This is a genomic window from Adhaeribacter aerolatus, from assembly GCF_007991635.1.
Lineage (GTDB): Bacteria > Bacteroidota > Bacteroidia > Cytophagales > Hymenobacteraceae > Adhaeribacter > Adhaeribacter aerolatus.
In genome coordinates this window covers 17,250-39,841 of sequence record NZ_BJYS01000029.1, presented here as the reverse complement: position 1 = coordinate 39,841, position 22,592 = coordinate 17,250, and the positions used below count along the sequence as shown (strand labels likewise).

The 22,592-nt window shown below is 46.8% G+C and carries 16 protein-coding genes; 7 read left to right on the top strand and 9 right to left on the bottom strand.

Annotation, left to right across the window (positions count from 1 at the left end):
* Positions 1-158: 158 nt before the first annotated feature.
* The 4 genes from AAE02nite_RS18250 to AAE02nite_RS18235 form a co-directional block, all read right to left on the bottom strand.
* Complete coding sequence (locus AAE02nite_RS18250; protein WP_146901060.1) at positions 159-1,592, bottom strand: TolC family protein; 1,434 nt, start codon at positions 1,590-1,592, stop codon at positions 159-161.
* Positions 1,582-4,785, bottom strand: coding sequence for an efflux RND transporter permease subunit (locus AAE02nite_RS18245; protein WP_146901057.1), 3,204 nt, complete (start codon positions 4,783-4,785; stop codon positions 1,582-1,584). The genes AAE02nite_RS18250 and AAE02nite_RS18245 overlap by 11 nt, the downstream gene beginning before the upstream one ends.
* Before the next feature lie 23 nt (positions 4,786-4,808).
* Entirely contained in the window at positions 4,809-5,891 is a 1,083-nt protein-coding gene (locus AAE02nite_RS18240) for an efflux RND transporter periplasmic adaptor subunit (RefSeq protein WP_146901054.1), read from the bottom strand.
* A gap of 314 nt (positions 5,892-6,205) precedes the next feature.
* Positions 6,206-6,631 (bottom strand): hypothetical protein, encoded by a 426-nt coding sequence (locus AAE02nite_RS18235; protein WP_146901051.1) that lies wholly within the window; start codon positions 6,629-6,631, stop codon positions 6,206-6,208.
* Between the two features lie 544 nt (positions 6,632-7,175).
* Here AAE02nite_RS18235 and AAE02nite_RS18230 point away from each other — a divergent pair.
* Together AAE02nite_RS18230 and AAE02nite_RS18225 are read left to right on the top strand one after the other, a co-directional pair.
* On the top strand, positions 7,176-7,562 hold the full coding sequence (locus AAE02nite_RS18230; RefSeq protein ID WP_146901047.1) for a DUF7793 family protein: 387 nt from the start codon (positions 7,176-7,178) through the stop codon (positions 7,560-7,562).
* A 253-nt stretch (positions 7,563-7,815) separates the two neighbouring features.
* Positions 7,816-8,106, top strand: coding sequence for a GNAT family N-acetyltransferase (locus tag AAE02nite_RS18225; RefSeq protein WP_146901044.1), 291 nt, complete (start codon positions 7,816-7,818; stop codon positions 8,104-8,106).
* Positions 8,107-8,217: 111 nt separating this feature from the next.
* Here AAE02nite_RS18225 and AAE02nite_RS18220 read toward each other — a convergent pair whose 3' ends face one another.
* The 5 genes from AAE02nite_RS18220 to AAE02nite_RS18200 form a co-directional block, all read right to left on the bottom strand.
* Positions 8,218-9,123, bottom strand: a complete 906-nt coding sequence (locus AAE02nite_RS18220; protein ID WP_146901040.1) for a DUF5777 family beta-barrel protein — start codon at positions 9,121-9,123, stop codon at positions 8,218-8,220.
* A 17-nt stretch (positions 9,124-9,140) separates the two neighbouring features.
* Positions 9,141-9,713, bottom strand: coding sequence for a YceI family protein (locus AAE02nite_RS18215; protein ID WP_146901037.1), 573 nt, complete (start codon positions 9,711-9,713; stop codon positions 9,141-9,143).
* 11 nt (positions 9,714-9,724) lie between these two features.
* Positions 9,725-10,084 (bottom strand): hypothetical protein, encoded by a 360-nt coding sequence (locus tag AAE02nite_RS18210; protein WP_146901033.1) that lies wholly within the window; start codon positions 10,082-10,084, stop codon positions 9,725-9,727.
* Positions 10,085-10,184: 100 nt separating this feature from the next.
* Positions 10,185-11,630, bottom strand: a complete 1,446-nt coding sequence (locus tag AAE02nite_RS18205) for a hypothetical protein (protein ID WP_146901030.1) — start codon at positions 11,628-11,630, stop codon at positions 10,185-10,187.
* Positions 11,608-12,174 (bottom strand): RNA polymerase sigma factor, encoded by a 567-nt coding sequence (locus AAE02nite_RS18200; RefSeq protein WP_146901027.1) that lies wholly within the window; start codon positions 12,172-12,174, stop codon positions 11,608-11,610. The genes AAE02nite_RS18205 and AAE02nite_RS18200 overlap by 23 nt, the downstream gene beginning before the upstream one ends.
* Positions 12,175-12,545: 371 nt before the next feature.
* Here AAE02nite_RS18200 and AAE02nite_RS18195 point away from each other — a divergent pair, with 371 nt between their 5' ends.
* From AAE02nite_RS18195 to AAE02nite_RS18175, 5 genes are all read left to right on the top strand, one after another.
* Positions 12,546-13,169 carry a hypothetical protein gene (locus AAE02nite_RS18195; protein ID WP_146901024.1) on the top strand — a complete coding sequence of 208 codons (624 nt, stop codon included), beginning with the start codon at positions 12,546-12,548 and terminating at the stop codon, positions 13,167-13,169.
* Positions 13,170-13,360: 191 nt separating this feature from the next.
* Entirely contained in the window at positions 13,361-13,651 is a 291-nt protein-coding gene (locus AAE02nite_RS18190; protein ID WP_146901021.1) for a hypothetical protein, read from the top strand.
* A gap of 193 nt (positions 13,652-13,844) precedes the next feature.
* Complete coding sequence (locus AAE02nite_RS18185) at positions 13,845-19,142, top strand: translocation/assembly module TamB (RefSeq protein WP_146901018.1); 5,298 nt, start codon at positions 13,845-13,847, stop codon at positions 19,140-19,142.
* The gene (gene tamL, locus AAE02nite_RS18180; protein ID WP_146901015.1) at positions 19,129-21,540 is read left to right on the top strand and encodes a translocation and assembly module lipoprotein TamL; all 2,412 of its coding nucleotides are present in this window, start codon (positions 19,129-19,131) and stop codon (positions 21,538-21,540) included. The genes AAE02nite_RS18185 and tamL overlap by 14 nt, the downstream gene beginning before the upstream one ends.
* Positions 21,541-21,748: 208 nt before the next feature.
* Complete coding sequence (locus AAE02nite_RS18175; protein WP_503826135.1) at positions 21,749-22,477, top strand: DUF72 domain-containing protein; 729 nt, start codon at positions 21,749-21,751, stop codon at positions 22,475-22,477.
* Positions 22,478-22,592: the final 115 nt, after the last annotated feature.

Genomic DNA, 22,592 nt, shown 5'->3' with positions numbered 1-22,592 from the left:
ACGGCGGTAATTCAATTTTTGTAATCCTTTTAAGCGGTAGTGCTGAAATTACCCGCCTTCGGAGATACCTGAACCGTTATACGATTCCTATAACCCACCAAACAAAAAAGCCATTTTACCCATTAGGTAAAATGGCTTTCCCATTCTAAGACAACCTCCTACTGCCAGCCACCACCCAATGCCCGGTAAATATTCACCGTGGCATTCAATTGCTGCATTTTGGTTTCAACCAGGTCGAACCGCGATTCCAGGGCTTCCCGTTGGGTCAGCAACACTTCCATGTAATCGGCGCGGGCTGACATAAACAAACGATTGGAAATATCAACCGACTGCGTGAGCGCCTGTACCTCCCGCGATTTGGTATCATAGCTTTTCTCCAGGTTGCTGATGTTCGATATCTGATTGGCCACTTCCAGGTAAGCATTTAAAATGGTCCGTTCGTAATTGTAAACGGCCTGAATCTGCTGGGCATTGGCGCTGTAATAAGTTGCTTTTATCGCGTTCTTGTTTATCAAAGGCCCGGCCACATCGGCCGTCAGGGTTGCCAGTAAAGATTCCGGAAAATTAGCCAGGTAGGCCGGGTTAAAAGCCTGCAGGCCCAGCCCGGCCGAAATACCCAGCGAAGGATAAAAGTTGGCGCGGGCCACCTGTACATCCAGTTTAGCGGCGGTTAGTTCCTGTTCGGCCTGCCGGATATCCGGCCGGTTAGCCAGTAACTGCGCCGGTATACCAGCCTGTACTACCTGGGGCACCAGGTTATCAAAACCCTGGCTGTTCCGGGCAATGGGCTGCGGATACCGGCCCAACAGGAAATTAATCCGGTTCTCGGTTTCGGTAATCTGCTGCTGAATGGCGTACTGCCGGTTCTGGGTATTCAGTACCTGGGCTTCAAACCGGCGCACCGCCAGTTCCGTTACCCGCGTGGCTTCTTTCTGCAGCTTCACAATGCGTAAGGCATTATTCTGAATCTCCATATTTTGCCTGACAATATCCAGTTGGCTGTCGAGGGCCAGCAACTCGAAATAGGAATTGGCTATTTCGGCAATCAGGTTAGTGGTCATGAAGTTTTTTCCTTCCACCGACGCTAAATACCTTGATACGGCAGCTTTCCGGGCCGTCCGCAGCTTGTGCCAGATATCTACTTCCCAGCGGGCAAAGAAGCCACCCACAAAATCCGGCAGCGGTTCGGGCATTTCTTTGCCCGGCTCTATATCGGTGGTTGCTTCGCTGGCGCCAATATGGGTGTAACGGGGTGCTTTTTCCAGGCCGGCCCCGGCTCTTACGCCTACAAAAGGCAAATATTCCCCCTTCCGGGCCCGAACTTCATTGCGGGCAATTTCAATTTCCTGCAGGGTAATATTCAGCTCCTGGTTGTGTTGCAGAGCCGTATCAATCAGGGCCGCCAGGTTCGGGTCGGTAAAATATTCCTTCCACCGGAGGCGGGCGGTATTGGTGGTATCCTGCGCGTTGTTGTAACGCGCAGGCACTTGCTTATTCTCGGTTTTTTGTACCACCGCGGGTACGGTACAGGCGGTATAGGTTAGGGCAACCAGTATTATCCCCACCCAATTTTTTACTTTATTAACGAACATTATCTTCAATTTCTACAGGTTGGGGAAAACTGTCTGTGGCATAAACATACTCTTCGGTCAGCGGCGTTTCGTGTTCATCTCTAATCAGGTGACGACCATCGGCCAGACTGGCGAATATGTAGTACAAGCCCGGGATGATGATAACCCCGAAAATGGTCCCGAATAACATACCACCCAACGCCGATGCACCAATCGTCCGGTTACCAATCGCCCCGGCCCCGGTTGCCACAATTAACGGTATTAAACCGGCCACAAAAGCAAACGAGGTCATTAAGATAGGCCGGAAACGCACCCGGGCCCCTTCAATGGCGGCTTCGCGGATAGAAGCGCCCTGCTGACGTTTTTGTACGGCAAACTCAACGATAAGCACAGCATTTTTACCCAATAACCCGACGAGCATGATAAGACCAACCTGGGCATAAATATTGTTTTCTAGTCCCATCAGCTTCAGCAATAAAAACGAACCAAATACCCCCACCGGCAGCGAGAACACGACGGCCAACGGAATAATAAAGCTCTCGTACTGCGCCGCCAACACCAGGTAAACAAACAACAGCACAATCAGGAACACGTAAAGCGATTCATTTCCCCGGATAGATTCGTCGTAAGAAAGGCCTTCCCAGGCAATGTCGTACCCTTTGGGCAAAGTCTGGGTGGCAACTTCCTGCACGGCCTGGATGGCATCGGCGGTGGTATAACCCTTGGCCGGCAGCCCCTGGATAGAAGCTGAATTATACAGGTTGAAACGGGTAACTTCGTTGGGGCCCTGCGTTTTCCTCAGCTTCATAAACGACGAGTAAGGCACCATTTCCCCGGCTTCATTCTTAACAAACAGCTTTAAAACATCCGATGGCAACCTTCTGAACTGGGGATCGGACTGCACGTAAACTTTAAAAAACTGGTTAAATTTAATGAACCCTTGTTCGTAGGTACTGCCAATTAAAATATTCAGGTTTTCCATGGCTTTGCCAATAGACACGCCTTTTTGCATGGCCAGATTATTGTCTATCTCCAGTTCGTACTGCGGATAATTGGCGGCGAAAAAGGTAAACAAGCCCGAAAGCTCTTTCCGCTTGCCTAAATTATCCATGAACTCCTTGTTTATCTTATCGAACTCATGATAGTCCGTACTGGAATTTTTGTCTAATAAACGCATCGAAAAACCGCCGGAAGAACCAAAGCCCGGAATGGCCGGTGGTTCGAAGAATTCAATAACGGCTCCCAAGCCTCTCGATTTTTCTTCTAATTCTTCCATGATTTCTTTCACGGTGTGGTGGCGGTTTGACCAGCTTTTTAAGTTAATCAAACAGGTACCGGCATTGGAACCCCGACCTTCGGTCATGATTTCGTAACCGGCCAGCGAAGATACCGATTCTACCCCCTCTACTTCTTCGCAGACTTTCTGCAGCCGTTGCGAAACCTGGTTGGTGGTTTCCAGGGTAGAACCCGGTGGCGTTTGAATAATGGCATAAATGGTGCCCTGGTCTTCGTTCGGAATAAAGCCGGCCGGCAGAATTTTATTTTCGAAGAATATTCCCACCCCGAAAGCCAGTAATATTCCGAAAGTAAGCACTCTTCTGGTCACGATGGATCTTAATAAGCCTACGTACCGGCCGGTGAGTTTCTCGAAACCGCGGTTAAAGCCATCGAGCCCCCGGGAGAGGATATTCTTCTTCTTGGGTTTGCCATGATTATTTTTTAATAACATGGCGCACAGTACCGGGGTGAGCGTAAGCGCGATTACGGCCGAAATGATAATGGAACTTGCCATGGTAATAGAGAACTGCCGGTAGAAAATACCCACCGGGCCGGACATAAATACAAGGGGCACAAATACGGCGGTCATTACTAGCGTGATGGCAATAATAGCGCCCCCGATTTCCCGCAGTACTTCTATGGTAGCCTTGTAAGGCGAAAGATTTGTTTCTTCCATTTTGGCGTGCACGGCTTCTACCACCACAATCGCATTATCTACCACAATACCAATGGCCAATACCAGCGCGAATAAGGTAATCAGGTTAATGGATAGCCCAAAGAACTGAATCACAAAAAACGCCCCGATTAACGATACCGGCACCGCCAGAATAGGAATTAAGGTAGAACGCCAGTCGCCGAGGAAGATGAAAACCACAATAGCTACCAAAATAAACGCGTCGCGTAAGGTATGCAGCACCTGATCGATAGAAGCATCCAGGAATTGAGAAACGTCGTAGCTGATTTTATAATCCATGCCCGGCGGGAAAGAGGCTTTCATCTCTTCGAGTTGGGTTTTTACTTCAGCAATTACATCGCTGGCATTACTGCCGTAGTTCTGCTTTAATACAATAGCGGCCGACGGGTGGCCATCCAGGTTCGAGTAAATATCAAAGAATTCACTGCCTAATTCAACGGTACCAATATCTTTCAGGCGGATGCTTTCTCCTTCGGCATTGGCCCGGATAATAATACTTTCGTACTCTTCGGGTTTGTTGTACCGGCCTTTGTAGGTAAGCACGTATTCCAAAGACTGGGCGGCTATACCGGAGCTTTGGCCAATCCGGCCGGGGCGGCCAATAATACTTTGCTCAGCTAAAGCCTCCATTACTTCCTCAACCGATATTTTATAGGCCCGCATCCGGTCCGGGTTTAGCCAAACGCGCATGGCGTACCGGCGGCTACCTAATATCTGGGCCCGGGCTACCCCTTTAATCCGTTGTATTTCCGGAATCATCTTCACGGTGGCGTAGTTGAACAGGAACTTTTCGTCCATACTCTCTTCCTTAGAATAGAGATTAACGTACATCAACATACTGGGCTGAATGGGCGTAATTACCACCCCTTCCCGTTGCACCAATTCGGGCAAAAGCGGCATTACCTGGTCTACCCGGGTTTTCACCCGGATAACCGCATCGTTGGGGTCGGTGCCCGGTTCAAAAATAATCCGAAGGGTAGCCTCACCGGCGCTGGTGGCATCCGAGGCGATGTACCGCATTCCCTCCACACCATTTATAGCCTGTTCCAGGGTAATGAGCGTAGATTGCACCAAAACATCGGCACTGGAACCGGGATAGGCAATAAAAATATTAACAGTAGTGGGGGCAATATCCGGAAATTGCGAAATGGGCAACTTCTTAATCGCCAGGCCACCTACAAAAATAATCATGACCGATATTACAATAGCGAATACGGGCCGATGTATAAACTTACTAAACATGTCTGTTGCTCTTTAATACTCTACTATTCGGCATATAATTCTAATCCAGACATAACTTTGCGAGGTGCCACGAATTTGGTATGGATTTTTTCGTTTTCCCGAACCAGTCGTAAGCCTTCCAGCAAAATCTTGTCTCTTTCGGCCAGGCCTTTATCCACTACAAAAATGTGCGGCAACTCGGCGGCTACCGAAATTTCCCGCGACCGTATTACATTGTCTTTGTCTACCACGTACACGTACTTTTTGTCCAGTACTTCGAAGGTGGCTTTCTGCGGAATAAGCAACGCATTTTTCATCGGCACTTCCATTAAAATATTACCGGTTTCGCCGTGCCGCAACAGCCCTTTGGGGTTGGGGAAAACTGCCCGGAAGGCAATATTTCCTGTTTCGTTGTTAAAGTCGGCTTCAATGGTTTGTACCTTTCCCGGGTACTCAAATACCTGGTGGTTGGCCATTAAGAGTTTTACCTGGGTCATATTATTGTTTTTCAGAGTGGTTTTATAGTCCAGGTATTCGGCTTCCGGCACATTAAAATAAACCCACATCTGGCTGTTGTCGGATAGAGTTGTCAGCAAATCGCCTTCGTCTACCAAACTACCTAACCGTACCTGGAAATGGTCCATAATGCCGTCGAAAGGCGCTCTGATTTGGGTAAATCCTAAATGCACTTTGGCTAAAGAAACTTCTGCCTTCGCCTTGTTTAGTTTGGCCTTTGCCATGGCCAGTTCGTTGGGCGCTACCACGTTGCTGGCGGCTAACGAACTGGTATTCTGGTATTCAATCTGGGCAAAACTAGCTTCGGCCTGTGCTTTTTGTAGTTCAGCCTGGTACATGGTGGGCATAATCTGGAACATCAATTGCCCTTTTTTAATAGATTGCCCTTCGTCTACAAAGATTTTCTCTAAGTACCCCTTTTCCAGGGCTCTTACCTCAATATGACTAATGGCGCGAATTTGGCTGACGTATTCCTTCGTAATTAAGGTGTCTTTTTTTAGAGGGCTGGTTACTAAAAACTTAGTTTCCTCTTCTTTTTTTACTTTTTCCGATTGGCAGCTTGTATGCCACAACAAAGCAAACAAACCCATGAGAATGGATATTCTCTTCATAACTAATTTGATTATATAAAATGATTTAAAAGGCGAACAGTGCGATACACGGCTGCACCCATTTGCTTCTTATTTGGGGTGCCGGGCCGTAGAAATTAAGTGTAAGTTTAGGCAAACGCCGTTGCCTGGCTTGTTTAAAGATTATAACCAGAAACCTGGAATGGGAATGGCTTGCCTGATTTTTAGAGGGAAGATAAAAATGCACCCTGGGGCATCTTTTTAGCACAAATGCTTATAGATGCCGCTGTATAAAAACCAACAAGTCAGCAATAGGGAAGGCCGGCAATAGGATATTACCTGCGGGGAAAATTAAATCAAATCCGGAAAACCCGGAATAGGAGATACCATCTGTGCGATGAGAAACTAGAATAGCTCTTACAAAAAGCTAAATATTTTTCGAGGGATTTAAAAAGATACGCGAATATTTGGCCGGATAAAACAGCCGTAAAGAAGGTACTGCTCTCCAAAAATTTTTTAGCAGAGCTAGATTCTACTTCCTCGGCCTCCTTTTCAACGGTAGCAACAATTTTACTGCCTTTCCGGGTATCGGAATCGGTAGCCTTAATTAAAAAGGAATATTCGGGCTGTCCCAGGGCCAGGCTGGCCTGTACAGAACGTTTAAGCTGATTAACAGGAGAAAGATAAGCACTATCGGTAGGCGCATGCGCTGTCAGTTGGCCCAGAAAGGCTAACAGGACTATGCACAAGGGCAGCAGATATTTCAGAAATGCCTTAATCATTCAGGATTGTAAAATTATATCAGGTTATCCATAAAGACAAGCATGGTAGTAAATATTTATAAATAATTATTCTCGTTTGTTAATAATTTTTCATCTTAAAAGATAAAAGATTAGATATTAACAATTTGTCTGAAAATAAATTCCATTATTTAGCCCGCCTGCACTGCTGCTAAACTAGATTATTCTAAGCCAATAACACCGGTTCGGGTAATCTTTGCCAGCGCCACGGAATACCTCTAAACCAAAGATTATTGCAAATCTATCTAAGATATACCTTGAAAAGATAAAGTACCGGGGATAAAAAGCCCCGCCATACAAATTAGCAATAACTTAGTTGCAACGCCAACGGGGTAGCGCAGCAGCACAAATCCGTCAACATCCATTTTGTAAAGAGCAGCCGGCTAATTATCTTTCATCTGCAAAAAACGGATAAACTACTAAACAGAAGTGTGGCAATAGCCTTTGGTTTACTGCCTGCGCATAAAGCTGTTGAGCGTTAGCGCAAGTGGTTAAACTAAACAGACGTAAATTAACTCGAGCGTAAATGATTATACCAAAAGACAGACAAATTTTTGAGGGGGAAATAGCGACGTATTGGTTTGAGGCGGGTATATTGGTTTCTCTTTCTAAAAGCCCCAAACGTACCGTTGAAAACATAAAAGGGAATGTGGCTTTGGTAAAACAAATTACGAATAATCAAAAACACCCATTATTAATTTATCTGACCGATTCTCCTGTTCCGGATAAAGAAACCCGGAAGTTTTCAACCGAACAGTTACCCACTATTTATTCGGCAATGGCCATGGTGGCCAAACCCGGACTTTCCAAACTTATTATGAATTTACTGTTTGCCTTAAAACCACCACCAATTCCGATGAAGAGTTTTACGGACGACCAAGCCGCCAAACAGTGGTTACAACAGTTTATTTAAATAATTTCTCGGCGAACCAGCTTTTGAGAAAAGCCCGGCTCTTAAAAATAACTTTACGGTAAGCGCGTTTAATTCCGGCGCTCAGGCTATATAACCAGGATGTTCTTCAGTTAACTTTTTTGGGTTAGCCTGGCTTAATTTTTTCCTAGCAGCGGCCTTAAGCCTTAACAACTAAAAAATTGGTAAAACTCCGAATTGTTCAACCCTGTTCGCGCCCTCCCGTACATCCGTAGCTATGTAAAAAACTATAACAATGGATATTAAGATAAATCACGATAAAGAAGCGCAGGAATTTACCGTTCAGTTAGACGACGACCAGGCCGAGCTGGCGTATGCCTTACCCGAAGAGGAGGTCATCGACTTTCAGCATACCTTTGTACCGGAAGATTACCGCAACGAGGGCGTGGCGAACCAACTCATCGAAGCCGGCCTGAATTATGCAAAAGAACAAAAACTAAAAGTAATTGCTTCGTGCCCGGCCGTATCGGCCTATGTGCGGCGGCATAAAGAGTACCAGCCGCTTTTAAAGAATTTTCTGCCATAACTACCTTTTATAGAAAAGCGGCCGGAATATTTAACATAACCAGCCGCTTTTCTGTTAAAACTAAGCCAGCATTTTCCCGGAAAAGCATTCATGTATGAAGGGCATTTGGTTTTACCATTTCTTTTCTACTTTCTTGTCTTTATCAAAAGAGAAAACCCGCGAAATATTAAAGCCAAAATATATGCCGCCATCGCCCCACTTACCGGCGGTTTGTGGAATAAAGAATTTCTCGATCATGCCCTGGGCGTTGGTTAGGTGCAGTTGAAATACGTGCCCCCCGGTTTCAATATCAAAGCCTAAGGAAAAGGAATTAATATAATCGTCGGCGGTAGCGCCGGGCAGCAGGTAAAAATATTCGGCGTTAAAAGAGGTGCGCTTGGTTAGCTTATAGCGGCTGCCGGCCCCAATGGCATACACGTTGTTTTCGTCGCGGGTGGTGGTTACCAGGTTGCGGTGCACCAAGGTAGGGGAGAGTTGCAGCGAGAACCGGTCGTTAAACTTACGGGCAATAAGTAACTGGTACGTATAAGCCAGCCGCGAAGAGAAATCTTCGTTTTTTTCGGCATTATCGTACCGCAGGGTAGTAATGGCGGTGCTGGCAAAACCGGTTACCGTAACAGGCGCTGCCCAGGTACCCTCTTTTTGCCGCAACAGTTTATATTTTAAATAGCCATCGTACGTTTTTTCCAGCGAGCTGCGCCCAACGCCCACCGAAAACCGGTCGGTTAAGCCGTATTCCAAAGCCAGCCGGATGGTAGCCGCATCCAAACCAAAGAAATTATAAGCCCCGCCATCTAAGGTGCCAAACCGGTGCGAAATCATAAAAAGCAATTCTTTACCCGGTATGGTTTGCACCGAGTGGCCATTAATGATGCGGGTAGTTTTAAACGTAGCCGTGGTAAAATCCGAGGTAACCGCGCTATCAGCATCGGCTAAGGCCAGCAGGTCGTCTTGGGCCGCCGCACTGAAGGGCAACAACAAAAAAGAGGCGAGAATAAACTGGTATATCCTTTTCATAAGCAGGGGGTTTATAATCAAGGCTGTTTGGCAGCATTGGCCTGGTAAGGCTCGTACAGCAAATCAATAGTAACCTGGATAATTTCGGCAATGTGACCCCGCACCAGGAGCGGGATCTGAATATTGTAATCTTCGGGCTTGACGTTAATGACGGATTTCGCACCGATGCGACCGCCTTTTACCTCCAGGGTACCATCGGCATCGATGGGTTTGGTAACGCCGTGAATGGTTAGCTGGCCGTTTACTTTTACTTTATAAGTACCATCCTGCTGCAGGTTTACAGCTTGCATGTTCTGAATATTGCCCTTAAACGTACTCTTCGGGTACTTATGCGACTCGATATAGTTTTCGTTGAAATGTTCCTGCATTAAAGATTTCCGGAACTGGAATGCTTTCATGGGAACGGAAAAAACGAGATCTCCGGTACTTACATCCAGAAAAGAAGAAACCTGCTTGTTATGGGCCTCAATATTTTCGAGTACTTCTTCGGAGAAAAAAGAAATACTACCGGTACGGGTGAAATAGCGGCTTTGGGCGTGGCCGGCGCAAATGGTCAGCCAAAATAGGAGCAATCCTGATATCCATTTCATAAGCTAAAAATTTAATTGTTAAGCGTACCGGTTTCTACCCACTTGCGAATTCTGGCAATGTCGCAGGCCGGTAATTTGGCACCGCCTTGCGGCATGGGCGGGTGGCCCGGTTCGTGGTTAATAACGGCCAGCAAATCACCCTGGGCTTGTTTCTTCACGCCTTCGTACGTGTCCAGTATTACGCCGGCTGTTTGAATATTGGAAGCATGGCAGGCGTAGCACGCACGCTGCAGAATAGGTTTTACATCCGTCAGATAGGTAGCACTGGTTACCTGGCAGGTGCTTTCTTTATCTCCGTACAGTTCTTCTTCGTTCTCGTTGGTGCAGGCCATTACGAGCAGCAGTAGCAATCCGGGCAAGTACTTTTTCATAGTTCACTATCTATATTAAAACAGCAATTCTAAAATATTTGAGGAATAAATATCCGAAGTCTGCCGGAACGCAGGCTTAAAAAGCATAAGAGGCAACTGTTTATTGCGGATACCGGTAACTCAGCGAGAAGAAAACGCCTGCACTAGCCAGTTTTACTTTACCCGCGCCCACCCCGGCCAGCGGTACTTTTACAAAAGGCTCCACGCCAGCTATTACACTCGGGCTCAGAAAGCGGCTGTAGCGCCCCGACAGGTTGTAAATGCTGAACAAGTGCCGGTTTTTATTATTTATTTCGTAATAGCTGGTATACCCTTTTTTGCCGCCGTAAGGCTTGTATTCGTAGGCATATTCTTCATTCAGCATCAGGTAGCTCGATAAACCGGTTTGCACCGAAACCACCGATTTTTCTTTTTGCCAGATGTTATACCCAATATTTACCGGAATATCTATTACCTGGCAAACCGCCGAAATAGCATCGGGCTTGTGGCGGTTGTACCAATAACCAGCACTACCGTAATCGTCGGGTTTGGCATCGTAAATTTTGCGGGCCTTTACGATACCGGTAGCCAGGCTCCATTTACGGTTTAAACTGTAACCCAGCATTAACCCCGCATTGGTACTAATGCCGCCGGGGTTGGCAAAGCCCACTGTACTTAAATCGGGGGCAGCCATTACGCTTATCGTGAACCGGTTTAAGGCCAGCAGTTTGCCGCGTTTGTTAGTGGCGGCGCTATCGCTGAAACGTTGGGTCGATTCTGTTTTAGCCTGGCTGCTATCAACAACCGCAGGTTTATCTGCTTCTGCTATTTTAGTTTCTGCTATTTTTTCCGTTGCCGAATCAGCGGCTGGTACGGAGATATTTAAAGGCTGCTTAACTTCTCCGGTTGTAAGTTGGTTATCGGTTTTATCGGCGGTATTAATATTTTGGTGCACCTCTGCTTCGTTAGCCGCCGCCGGGTTAGCCGGTAGTAAACTACCGTTCCGGTTGTGGTTGGCCGGCTTAGCCGAAAACCGGGAAACCTGTTTACCCGAACCTGGCCTTTGTCTTTGGCTATGCTTTATTTCCGTTTCATTACCTGCCAAACGATTAGTTGGTACATCAGTAGTCTGTAAATTTGGCTGACTGAGCGCTGTTGTTGAGCCGCTACTATTCTCTATGGTTTCTGCGGTTGCAACTTTATCCGGAGCAATCGGATTAATATTAATGCCTTCCGTCTTTGCGGGTGCAGGCGGGTTCAGGATTGCTGGCTCGTTAGTTTCTTTATTTGCGGCAAGAACCGGCGGCTCTGTTCCGGTTGTTGTGTTATTTCTATCTAACTGGTTATAACCTACCCAAACCCCGATGCCGGTAAGTAAAAGGAGTAATATCAGCCCGCTCCACCGCCGCCAGTTGGTTTTAGCAGCCGGCGCAGGCGCCCCAAACTGGGCATCCAGCTTCTTCTCCATCGCCTGCCAGGCTTCCGGGTCAAATTCCGGATGATGTCCCGAAGCCGCCCGCCGGAAAAGGTCGTCTAATTCTTCTTCAGGCATATTTTCGGTACTCATCCTTTAAACTTTTTTTTAAACGGGCCTGCAAATTGGCGCGGGCCTTCGATAAATTTGATTTAGACGTTCCCACCGAAATCGACAAGATCTCGGCTATTTCTTCGTGGGTATAGCCATCTATTACATACAGGTTAAAAACCGTTCGGTAAGCCGGCGATAATTCCTGTACCAGCCGAATCAGGTCCTCGTAGCCCAGTTGGGCTTCTACACTCTGGATAGTAGTGTCCGGTTCCAGCTCTGTCACATCGTGGGCGTAATAATGTTTTAAATTATGCCGGTAATTATCCAGCGCCGTGTTTATCATTATTCGCCGTACCCAGCCCTTAAAAGACTTTTCCGGATTGTACTTGCTCACTTTTGTAAAAATTTTTAAAAAACCATCATTCAACACCTCCGTCGCCTCTTCACGGGTTTGGGAATACCGCAGGCAAATGCTCATGGCATAGCCATAAAAAAGCTTATACAGCTTTTTCTGAGATTCCCTGTCCTCCCTGATACAGGCCTGTACCAGGTTCAGCAAATCAGTATTGCTAATTTCCCCCACGCGTTTATGTTGTTTGCGCCCCCAGCACGGATACTTTTCCGGAACGGTTGCCTGTGTTCTCTTAAATTATAGAAATTTATTTCAACTATCTGAATAGTAAGGAATAAATATTCTTCAACCTGCCTGGGTCGTCGCTGCTTTTTTATACCTATCCTATCAAATTCCCTTTATTTTTCTATCCGGAAAAGTTTACCGCACGTAAATATAACCTTACTTAACCTCCTGCTAAACAGGCAGGGACCATACCACTTAAGCCGGGCGAACAGGCGTGCATCTGCGGGAAGAGAAAAAAAAGATTGAAATATTGTCTTTTCCACGGCCGATAACCGGAACCCGGCAAATCCTTATGTTTAACTAAAAAGTTTAGAGCGATGAAAAATTTTCTGAAAATAATACCGGCAGTAGCCTTTGTGTTTTGTTCCTATGCAAGCTTTGGCCAGAGCAGCGGTACTACCACCAAAGAAACCAAACAATCCAGCACCAAAACTACCACTTCTAAGAAAGCGGGTTCGGCTACCCGTACCGAGAGTGCCGTGGGTGCTCCTACCCGGGCCGATGACCAGTTAAACCAAGGTAACCCCGGCAACCCGGAAAACAATGCCACTTCTACTCAGGCCGGTACCAACAACGCGAGTCAGGGCTTAAACAAAAAGGCTACGAAATCTACCAAAACCATGAAAACCAAAAAGAGCAGCAGTACCGGCGGGGGTAACGGTACCAGCGGTGTTTTTGAAAGAACCGGTACTAACCGGGCTGGGGGTATGGCCACCATGGTAAACGCGGCCGAAGCCGATGCCATGACCATTCAGATGCAGATGATGAGCGATAAAATGCGCTATATGAACCGTAAAATGGAACTCATGAACAGCGTAATGACCAAGAAAAAGAACCTGAAAGAGGTACAGCAGGAATTAAAAGAAATTGACCAGGAAATCGCCAGCCTGGATAACCAGATGAGCCACCTGGACGAAGATACCGGGCATCAGAATTGGTAATTATTTATTTAATTAAAGCCAGCTTTCATGCTGGCTTTTTTTAGGCATTATAGCTAACTGGTTTACGGGCATATTTACGTTTTGCCAGCCTGCCGGTGAAAATTATGGTATGTCCGGCGATTATACAGTCCATTTTACAACTAAAAATCTGGTCAGGCCGTAAATAAAGCTATATTAAAATACCTAAAGGAATGATTATAAATATATTACCCTCCAAAAAGCTAACTGGCCTACTAATTCTACTGTTGCCTTTCCTATTTAGCTGCTCAGCCCTAACCGGCGGGTCGGCCTCCAACGACCCCAATGTTATTGCCCAACAGCAACAGGTAGATTACCTGGAGCAGGAACTGGAAGCCCAAAAGCGCCGCACCGATGAAGCCGAACAACTGTATAAGCGGGAGCGAGATTTATTAGATGCCAAAAAGAGTGAGTTAAAAGCAGCCGAGCGCCTTTTAAAGGTTTACCGCGACCAGGCTAAATAAGTGCCCCGGTACTTGCCCGGCAAACCCGAATATATGCTAAAATGAATAAATAAAAGCCAGCCAACTGCTGGCTTTTTTAATGATAATACAATTAGGCTATAAATTTTATACAAATTTTACCCCCCGGCTTGTTCACTTTAACCGCGATATCACGTAATACAATCCGGAAGTACTTTTTACTTATTATACCCCCTTGACAACAGAATCAACTCCTGCCAAAAAATCGACGGGCCGTACCGTCCTGAAAGTCCTCTTGTGGATTATCGGGATACCCTTGCTTTTGGTTTTGCTGGTAATAATTGCCTTACAATTTACCGCCACCCAGAATTTCCTGGCCGATAAAGGCACGGCTTGGCTATCAGATAAATTAAAAACCGAAGTAAAAATAGGCCGCGTTAAAACCGACTTTCGGAACAGCTTTGTGCTGGAAGACTTTTACATGGAAGACCAGCAACGGGACACCTTGCTGTATGCCGGTCGCCTGGGCTTGGATATTAATTTCTTTTCGTTGCTGAACAGCGAAATTAATATCAGCTCGGTTTCGCTGCGCAATGCCACGGCGCACATTAAAACCTTTATGCCCGACAGCACCACCAATTACGATTTTGTGCTGAACGCCTTTGCTACCGATACAGCTACGGCCCAACCCGTAGATACCACCGCCGCACCTTTTACCTATAATATTGGCAATATCGAGCTGGAGAATATTTTCTTCACCATGACCGACCAGATTTACGGCAACAACGTCCGGAGCCGCATTGGCACCCTAAAGGCTAGCATGAACGAGCTGAACCTGGAAAAGGAAATTTACCGCCTGAACGACATCAACCTGAAAAACAGCTACGCCAATATTATACAAACCAAAGCGGCCCCACCCGATACCACCGAAGCCAAACCGCTGACCATGCAGTTTGGGATGGGGAAGGTAACCTTAGAAAATATTAAGCTGAATTATCAGAATACGGTTGCGTTGCAGCGTATCTTATTAAATGTCGGCCGCACCGAACTCGAACCCGGCAATATTGATATACCTAACGCCAAAATAGATTTAAATTCCTTTACGCTCCGCAACACGTCGGCGGCATACTTCCAGGACAAATATGCCCCCGGCGATTCGCTGGCTATTAACCCGGTCCGGACCGCCGAAAACCTGGACGAAGCCGTTGAGAAAAAAGAAGGTGAGCCGGTTAATTGGGCCATGAGTTTGAAGAACCTGGATGTAGCGGGGCTGAATGTGCAGTTTGGCAATTACAACACGCCCGAACTGAAACGAGGCATGGACTTTAACCACCTCGATTTCTCAAATATTACCCTCAACGCTGATAATATTTATTACAGCGTAGATCGCATGGCCGCCGACCTGAACAAAATGAGCCTGAAAGAAAAAAGTGGTTTTCTGGTGAAAAATTTCACCACCGATATTACGGTAGACTCTACGCAGGCCCAAATGGCTAACCTGAACCTGGAAACCGGCGAGAGCATTATCCGGCGGCACCTGGCCATTGGCTACCCTTCTTTAGCCACCATTGCCGATAATATTAACCGACTGACCATTAATGCCGACATGGCTAATTCTAAAATCGGTTTCCGTGATTTACTGTACTTCCAGCCAACTTTAGCCGATAACCCTTCGTTCCGGAGCATTTTGAACAAGCCGCTCTACGTGGATGGCCGCGTTACCGGCCGCGTAGATAATTTACGGATTGAACGCTTGCAAATGGCTGGTTTAAATGGTACTGCCGTAAATGCCAGTGGTACCATTACGGGTTTGCCCGAGGTAAATAAAACCCGGCTTAACTTAGATATTAACCGCTTTACCGTAGCGAGGGCCGATGTAATGGCTTTCTTGCCGCCCGGTACTTTACCGGCAGGTTACCGCATTCCGGAACGGATTACGGCTAGTGGCGGTATTAACGGGGGCATGGAAAACCTGGAGCTGCAAAATCTGCGGATTACCGCCGCACCAGGTACCAACTTGCAGGCCAGCGGTACCATCCGCAATCTTACTAATCCCGATAACCTTTACGCTAACCTGAATATTCAGAATTTCTCGACCACCCGCCGGGATATTCAAAATTTATTACCCAAAGACCTTATTCCGGCCACCATTCAGTTGCCCGATCGCATGGCCCTGAAAGGAGGCTTTACCGGCTCGTTAGAGAATTTTACTGCCACTCCGGTAATTACTACTTCGTTTGGTAATGCCACTGCTAACCTGCGCATGCAGCCCGGCGAACGCTACAACGGCACCGTAAGTCTGGATGGGTTGGATTTAGGTAAAATAATGAAGGATACCACCATGGGTAAGCTTACCGCCGATGCCCGTGTTAACGGTACCGGCTTAACCCCCGAAACCATGCGGGCCGACATTGATGCCACGGTGCAATCGGTATTTTACAATAATTACACCTATAATAATATTGCCATTAAAGGCACCGCCGACCGGAATTTATTTGACGGTACGGTAAACATGAAAGACAATAACCTGGCTTTCAACTTTGATGGGGCAGTTAACCTGCGCAACGCCGAGCCGAGCTATAATTTTACCCTAAACCTGGACGAAGCCAACTTACAAGCCCTGAATTTTTACGGGCAGCCGCTGCGCCTGCAAGGCAAAGTAGTAGCCGATATGCGCGGTGCTTCGCTGAATACGTTGAACGGCACTTTCGATGCGGGGCAACTCAACATCCGGCAGGGCGCCAAAACGTATCAACTCGATACGATGTTTGTGCGCCTGGCTAACCAGGTAGGCCGCACCGATATTACGCTGCGTTCCGATTTAATGAATGGTTTTTTCCGGGGTGAGAACAGCGCCGAAGATTTAGCTACCGCTTTTTCCAAGAAAATAGATTCTTACTTTAATATTCAGGATGAGCCGTTTCCGGCCAATATTAACCTCGACGATTTTAACTTCGACTTCCGTTTCCGGCGCACCGATTTATTAACCTCCGGTTTAATTCCCGAACTGAAAAAATTTGGTCCGGGTGTTGTGTCAGGCTCTTATACACAAGCCAGCCAGAACCTGCAGGTAAACGGTTATTTGCCGCGCATTGTGTACACCACCTATAACCTCGATAGTTTGCAAATACGCCTGAACGGCGATGCGGATAAATTGGACTACGCCGTAACCCTGAACGAAATATCGGATACTACTTTGCTGGTGAAAAACCTGAAATTGGGCGGCTATGCGCAGGATGATAATTTAAAAGTGCGCTTAGCTATTTCGGAAGATAACGGGAAAGAACGGTTTGCCTTGGGTGGCTTGTTAAATTCGCTGCAAAACGCCTACCAGTTTAAGTTTACGCCCGGCGATGTAATATTTAACGGTGAGCCCTGGAATGTAACGCCCGATAATTACCTGCAATATTATAACACCGGTTCTATCTACGCGAACAATATTCGGCTGGAGCAAGGCGGCAATTCGTTGGCGATAACTAGTTTGGGCGCCAGCCGTACCAATGCGCCGCTACAAATTACGTTTGGCAATTTCGACCTCACCAATATTTCGCGGGCCATTGAACGCAACGACAGCTTAATAAACGGCTCGATTAACGGCAATATTACCTTGCGCGATATTACCACCAAACTGGGCTTTACCTCCGATTTAACTGTTAAAAACTTTGCTTTCCAGAAAAACCTGATTGGTGATATTGGTTTGCAGGCCAGCACCGCCCCCGGCGACCGCTACAATGTATTGGCTACTTTGGCCGGCAATGGCAACAACTTAACCGTAAACGGGTATTACGTAGCCCAAACCACCGACAATGCCTTAAACCTCACGGCTGATATTACTAATATCAACTTGGCAGCTTTCCAAGGTTTCACAATGGGCCAGTTAGAAGATATGTCGGGCTCTTTGGTTGGCCGTTTAAATATTACAGGCAGCCTGGCGCAACCCAATATTCGGGGGCAGGCTACTTTTGCCAACGCTACTTTTGTGCCTACTATGTTGGGTTCCCCGTTCCGCCTCGCCAACGAAACCATGACCTTTGATGAACGCGGTATCAACTTCTCTAACTTTACATTGCTCGATTCGGTGAATAACAAGGCCGTGGTAAACGGTACGGTATTTACCCGCGATTACCTGAACTACCGCTTCGCGCTGGATGTAACCACTAATAATTTTGTGGTAATGAACTCCACCGCCGAAGATAACCCGCTTTATTATGGCAAATTAATCCTGGACACCAACGCTAAAATTGCCGGCGAAGAAAATCAACCGGAAATCACCGGCCGCATAAAAGTAATCGAAGGCTCGGCCATGACCATGGTAATTCCGTCTACGGCGGCCGGCATGGTAGAACACGAAGGCATTACGCAGTTTGTAGATATGAGCGATACGTTGGCTGCCCGTTTAGCCGAACTGCAAAAACGCGATACCTTAACCCAAACCGGATTGCTCGGCTATAATATTAGTGCGGTTATTGATGTATCGGATGATATTCCGTTTACCGTAGTAATGGACGAAGCTACCGGTGACTTTATTGAGATTCGAGGTAGGGGTGAGCTGAATACCGGCATGGATGACGATGGTAATATTAGCCTGAGTGGTCGCTACGTAGTAACCAGCGGTAAATACAAGCTCCACTTTTACGGTTTAGCCCAGCGCGAATTCGAAATTGCCCGCGGCAGCAGCATTACCTGGGCCGGCGATCCGCTTGTAGCCGATTTGGATATCAAGGCCATCTACAACGTAAAAACCGCGCCTACCGAATTAATAGAAGCCCAACTCGAATCTGAACTAGCCCGTAACCAGTCGCGCAACCAGTTACCTTTTCAGGTATTGATTAACTTAAAAGGCGACATGCTGAAGCCTGATATTTCATTTGATGTGGAATTACCGGAGAACGAACGCCGGACCGAGTTTGGCAATTTAGCTTATAACCGGTTACAACAAATCCGGCAAGACCCTTCCGAAGTTAACCGGCAAGCTTTTTCGCTGATAGTACTAGGACGATTTATGGGTACCGATCCACTGCAATCGGCAGGCGGCGGTTCGCTGGCTTCTACGGCCCGCTCCAGTGTTAGCGCGTTACTCAGCGACCAATTAAATAAACTTACCGGGCAATATTTAGGCGGCTTGGGTCTGGAATTAGGCTTAAACTCCTATCAGGATTTTTCTTCTACCGGCACGGGACAAAACCGCACGGATTTAAACGTGGCCCTGAACAAGGAATTCCTGAACAACCGGCTGGTAGTGCGGGTAGGTACCGATGTGGGTATTGAAGGGAAAAGCTCCCAGAGTGGCAACAGTGGCTTTGCCGGAAATTTATCCGTAGAGTACCTGATTACGCCTAACGGCCGTTTGCGCGTGCGGGGCTTTAAACAAAATTCTTACGAAGACCTGGCCGAAACTGAAGTACAGGAAACCGGCCTGGCGCTTGTCTTTACCCGCAACTTCGATAATCTTTCCGATATGTTTAAAAACCTGGGAAAAACCCGAAAAGGCAACCGTAATAAAAACGAAATAGAACCGCTTGTTCAGAATTAAATTTTACCGCATAAACATGATTGGCTTACGCCTTAACCTAGAAACACGCCGGCTTACTTACCCAAAACTGGCTTTGTCGGTTTTAAGTATCTTTTGCCTTTTTTACTTAAGTGGCTGCAGTGGCACCAGCAAGCTGCCCGAAGGCAAGCGCTTATACACCGGCGCTACCGTTAAACTGGAATCGAAGGAAAAAATAAAGGACGAAAGTGCTTTATCTACCCAGTTGGCTGCTACCATTACGCCCAAACCCAATACTTCTTTTTTCGGCATCCGCCCCGGCTTGTTCTTTTATAACCTGGCTGGCACCCCCAAAAAGAAAAAAGGTTTGCGCAGTTTTATCAAAAACAATTTAGGCGAAGAGCCGGTCTTTTACGATTCGGTGAACAACACCCATATTACCGCTTTAATGGTAAACCGCTTAAACAACGCCGGTTATTTTAACTCTACAGTGGGATATAAAGAAAACGTAAAAGATAAAACCGTAAGTGTTACCTACATCGCTCAGGTAGCCAAGCCCTACACCATTAGCAGCATTATTTATCCTGCCGCCAGCGATTCTCTCGGTCCGATTTACCGCGATATAGCCGCCTCGCGGGAAGCCAGTTTATTAAAAGTGGGCGATAATTATAACCTGGCTACGTTTACGGCCGAGCGGGTTCGTGTCGACGCCGACCTGAAAAACAAAGGCTATTTTTATTTCGATCCGGACCTTATTCTGTATAAGGTAGATACTACCCAGAATAATTATACCGTAAATATTTACCCTACCATCAAGCCCGAAGCACCCGCGAAAGCCTTAGTACCTTACAAGTTAGGCGACATCAGGATTTATACCAATTATACTTTGCGGCTCGATAGTACAGCTTACTCGAATCCGCCGGTGCGGGTACAAGGTTACCATTATTACCCCGATGAAAAATCGCTGAAAGCTAAACATTTGCTGCCGTCCGTTTTCCTGGAAAAAGACAGCCTTTATAGCCGCCGCGACCACGCGCTTACCGTCAGCCGCCTCATGGGCTTAGGCTTGTTCCGGTTTGTAGATCTGCAGCTACGCGACAGCGACAGCCTGGCGCAAGCCCTGAACGTAAATATTCGGTTAACGCCTTCGCGGTTGCAATCGATGCGGGCAGAATTTGAAATGGTTACGAAGACCAACGGCTTTGCCGGGCCGGGCTTTAATGCCCGCTATCGCCACCGTAACTTAATGCGTGGCGCCGAACAACTACAGATAAATTTCAACATCAACCAGGAATCACAAGTAGGCGGGAATAAGGGCCGGAGCGGTACCGATACTGGAACCAGTGAAACCAAAAGCGGTATTAACTCCTTTACCTTTGGCACCCAGGCCCAGTTGGATGTGCCGCGTTTCATGACGCCGTTTAAAATGCATAACCTGCGGTCTGAATTTGTACCTAAAACCCGTTTTACGCTGGGCTACAGCTACATAAACCGCGTAACTTTTTACCAGATGAATGCCTACAACGCTACCTACGGCTATGTGTGGCGACCAAAATCGCGGATTACCCACGAAATTACGCCGGTAAACCTGCAATTTGCGCGCTTGTCTAAGGTAGGACCGGAATTTCAGGAGAGATTAAATGAAAACCTTTTCCTGCGCCGCAGCTTCGAGGAGCAATTTATTGTGGGTTCTATGTATAATTTCACATATAACACCCAGAACCAGCAGCAGCACAGAAACGATTTTTTCTTTAATGCTAATATTGATTTATCGGGCAACTTACTCAGCCTGTTTACTTCTAAAATTCAGCGGCAAACCGAAATTCCAAATACTTTTGTAAAACAGCCTTTTTCGCAATATTCCCGTTTGGCCCTGGAAGGACGTTATTACCAGCAACTTACGCGCGGCAGCCGTTTGGCTTCCCGTATTATTATTGGCGCCGGTATACCTTATAAAAATTCCGAAACCTTACCGTACATCAAGCAATTCTTTATTGGCGGCTCTAACAGCATCCGCGCTTTCCGGCCCCGCGAAGTTGGTCCGGGCACTTACTCGGTTACCACCGACCCCAACCTACAAGATAACGCCAGCAATGGCTTTTTTGACCAGACCGGTGACATAAAATTTGAAGCAAACGCCGAGTACCGCTTCGATATTATTCCGTATCTGAAAGGCGCCGTATTTGTAGATGCCGGTAATATTTGGCTGGCGCGGGCCAGTGCCGACCGTCCTGGCGGAGAGTTTATCTTCAGCAAAGCTTTGAGCCAGTTAGCTGTAGGCACGGGTGCCGGCTTGCGCATCGACGCTGAGTTCTTTGTACTCCGTTTTGATTTAGGTGTTCCGGTGCGCGATCCAATTCAGGCAAGCCCTTACGTCTTTACTTTCCCCCCCGAACGTAAAAGCATGGTACTCCACATAGCTGTCGGCTATCCGTTTTAATAATGAACAGTTAAACAATAACTTTAAAGGATCTCACCACTGTCATTCAGAAGGAACCTATGTAGCAGGTAGCCAAATAGTTTCCTCCTGAATGACAGTGGTTGGATCAGGATGTAAAAAGGATAGTGTAGGTTCATTTTATTCCGATAAAAGCATCAACCTCCCCAAATTAATTAGTCTAAAAATATATTAAGATATAAGCTAAACATTGAGCGGGATTTACATTGGAACATCGGGTTGGCATTATAAGCACTGGAGAGGCTTGTTTTATCCCGATGGTATGAAGCAACAGGATTACCTCCAATATTACCTGACCTTCTATAATACGGTTGAAATAAATAATTCTTTTTACCGCCTGCCTTCTGCCGAAACCTTTGCCAACTGGCGCCAGTCAGTACCTGATAATTTTGTGTTTACGGTAAAAGCCAGCCGGTTTATTACCCACATGAAAAAGCTGAAAGACCCGCAAGCTTCTTTAGCTAACTTTCTGCAAAACGTAACCGCTTTAGAAGAAAAACTGGGGCCTATCCTGTTTCAACTGCCTCCCCGCTGGCATTGCGATCTGGAGCGTTTCCGCCAATTTTTACAAGCCCTACCCACTGGTTTGTTATACACCTTCGAGTTCCGCGACCACACCTGGTACAACGAGCCGGTGTACGATTTACTGCGGCAATACAATGCCGCTTTCTGTATTTACGATTTAGAGCAGCACCTGTCGCCGATTATCGCCACCGCCAATTTTGTTTACATCCGGCTCCACGGCCCAATAGGCAAATATAACGGCAGCTACTCCGACGAAGTTTTAAACAATTGGGCCGAAGCCGCCCGCACCTGGAACGCCGAAGGCAAAGCGGTCTATATTTATTTCGATAACGATATTGGCGGCCACGCTGTAACCGACTCCCGACGGTTAATTGCTCTTGTAAATCCCAGCTAAGTTTCAGTCTCTCTGGTCTAATTTTTGCATAATTCTCCTACAGCTTAATAAGCAGTTCATTTCCGATATATGGCACCTGCAAGTAAATGATTTTATTTGATTATTTATTAGGCTT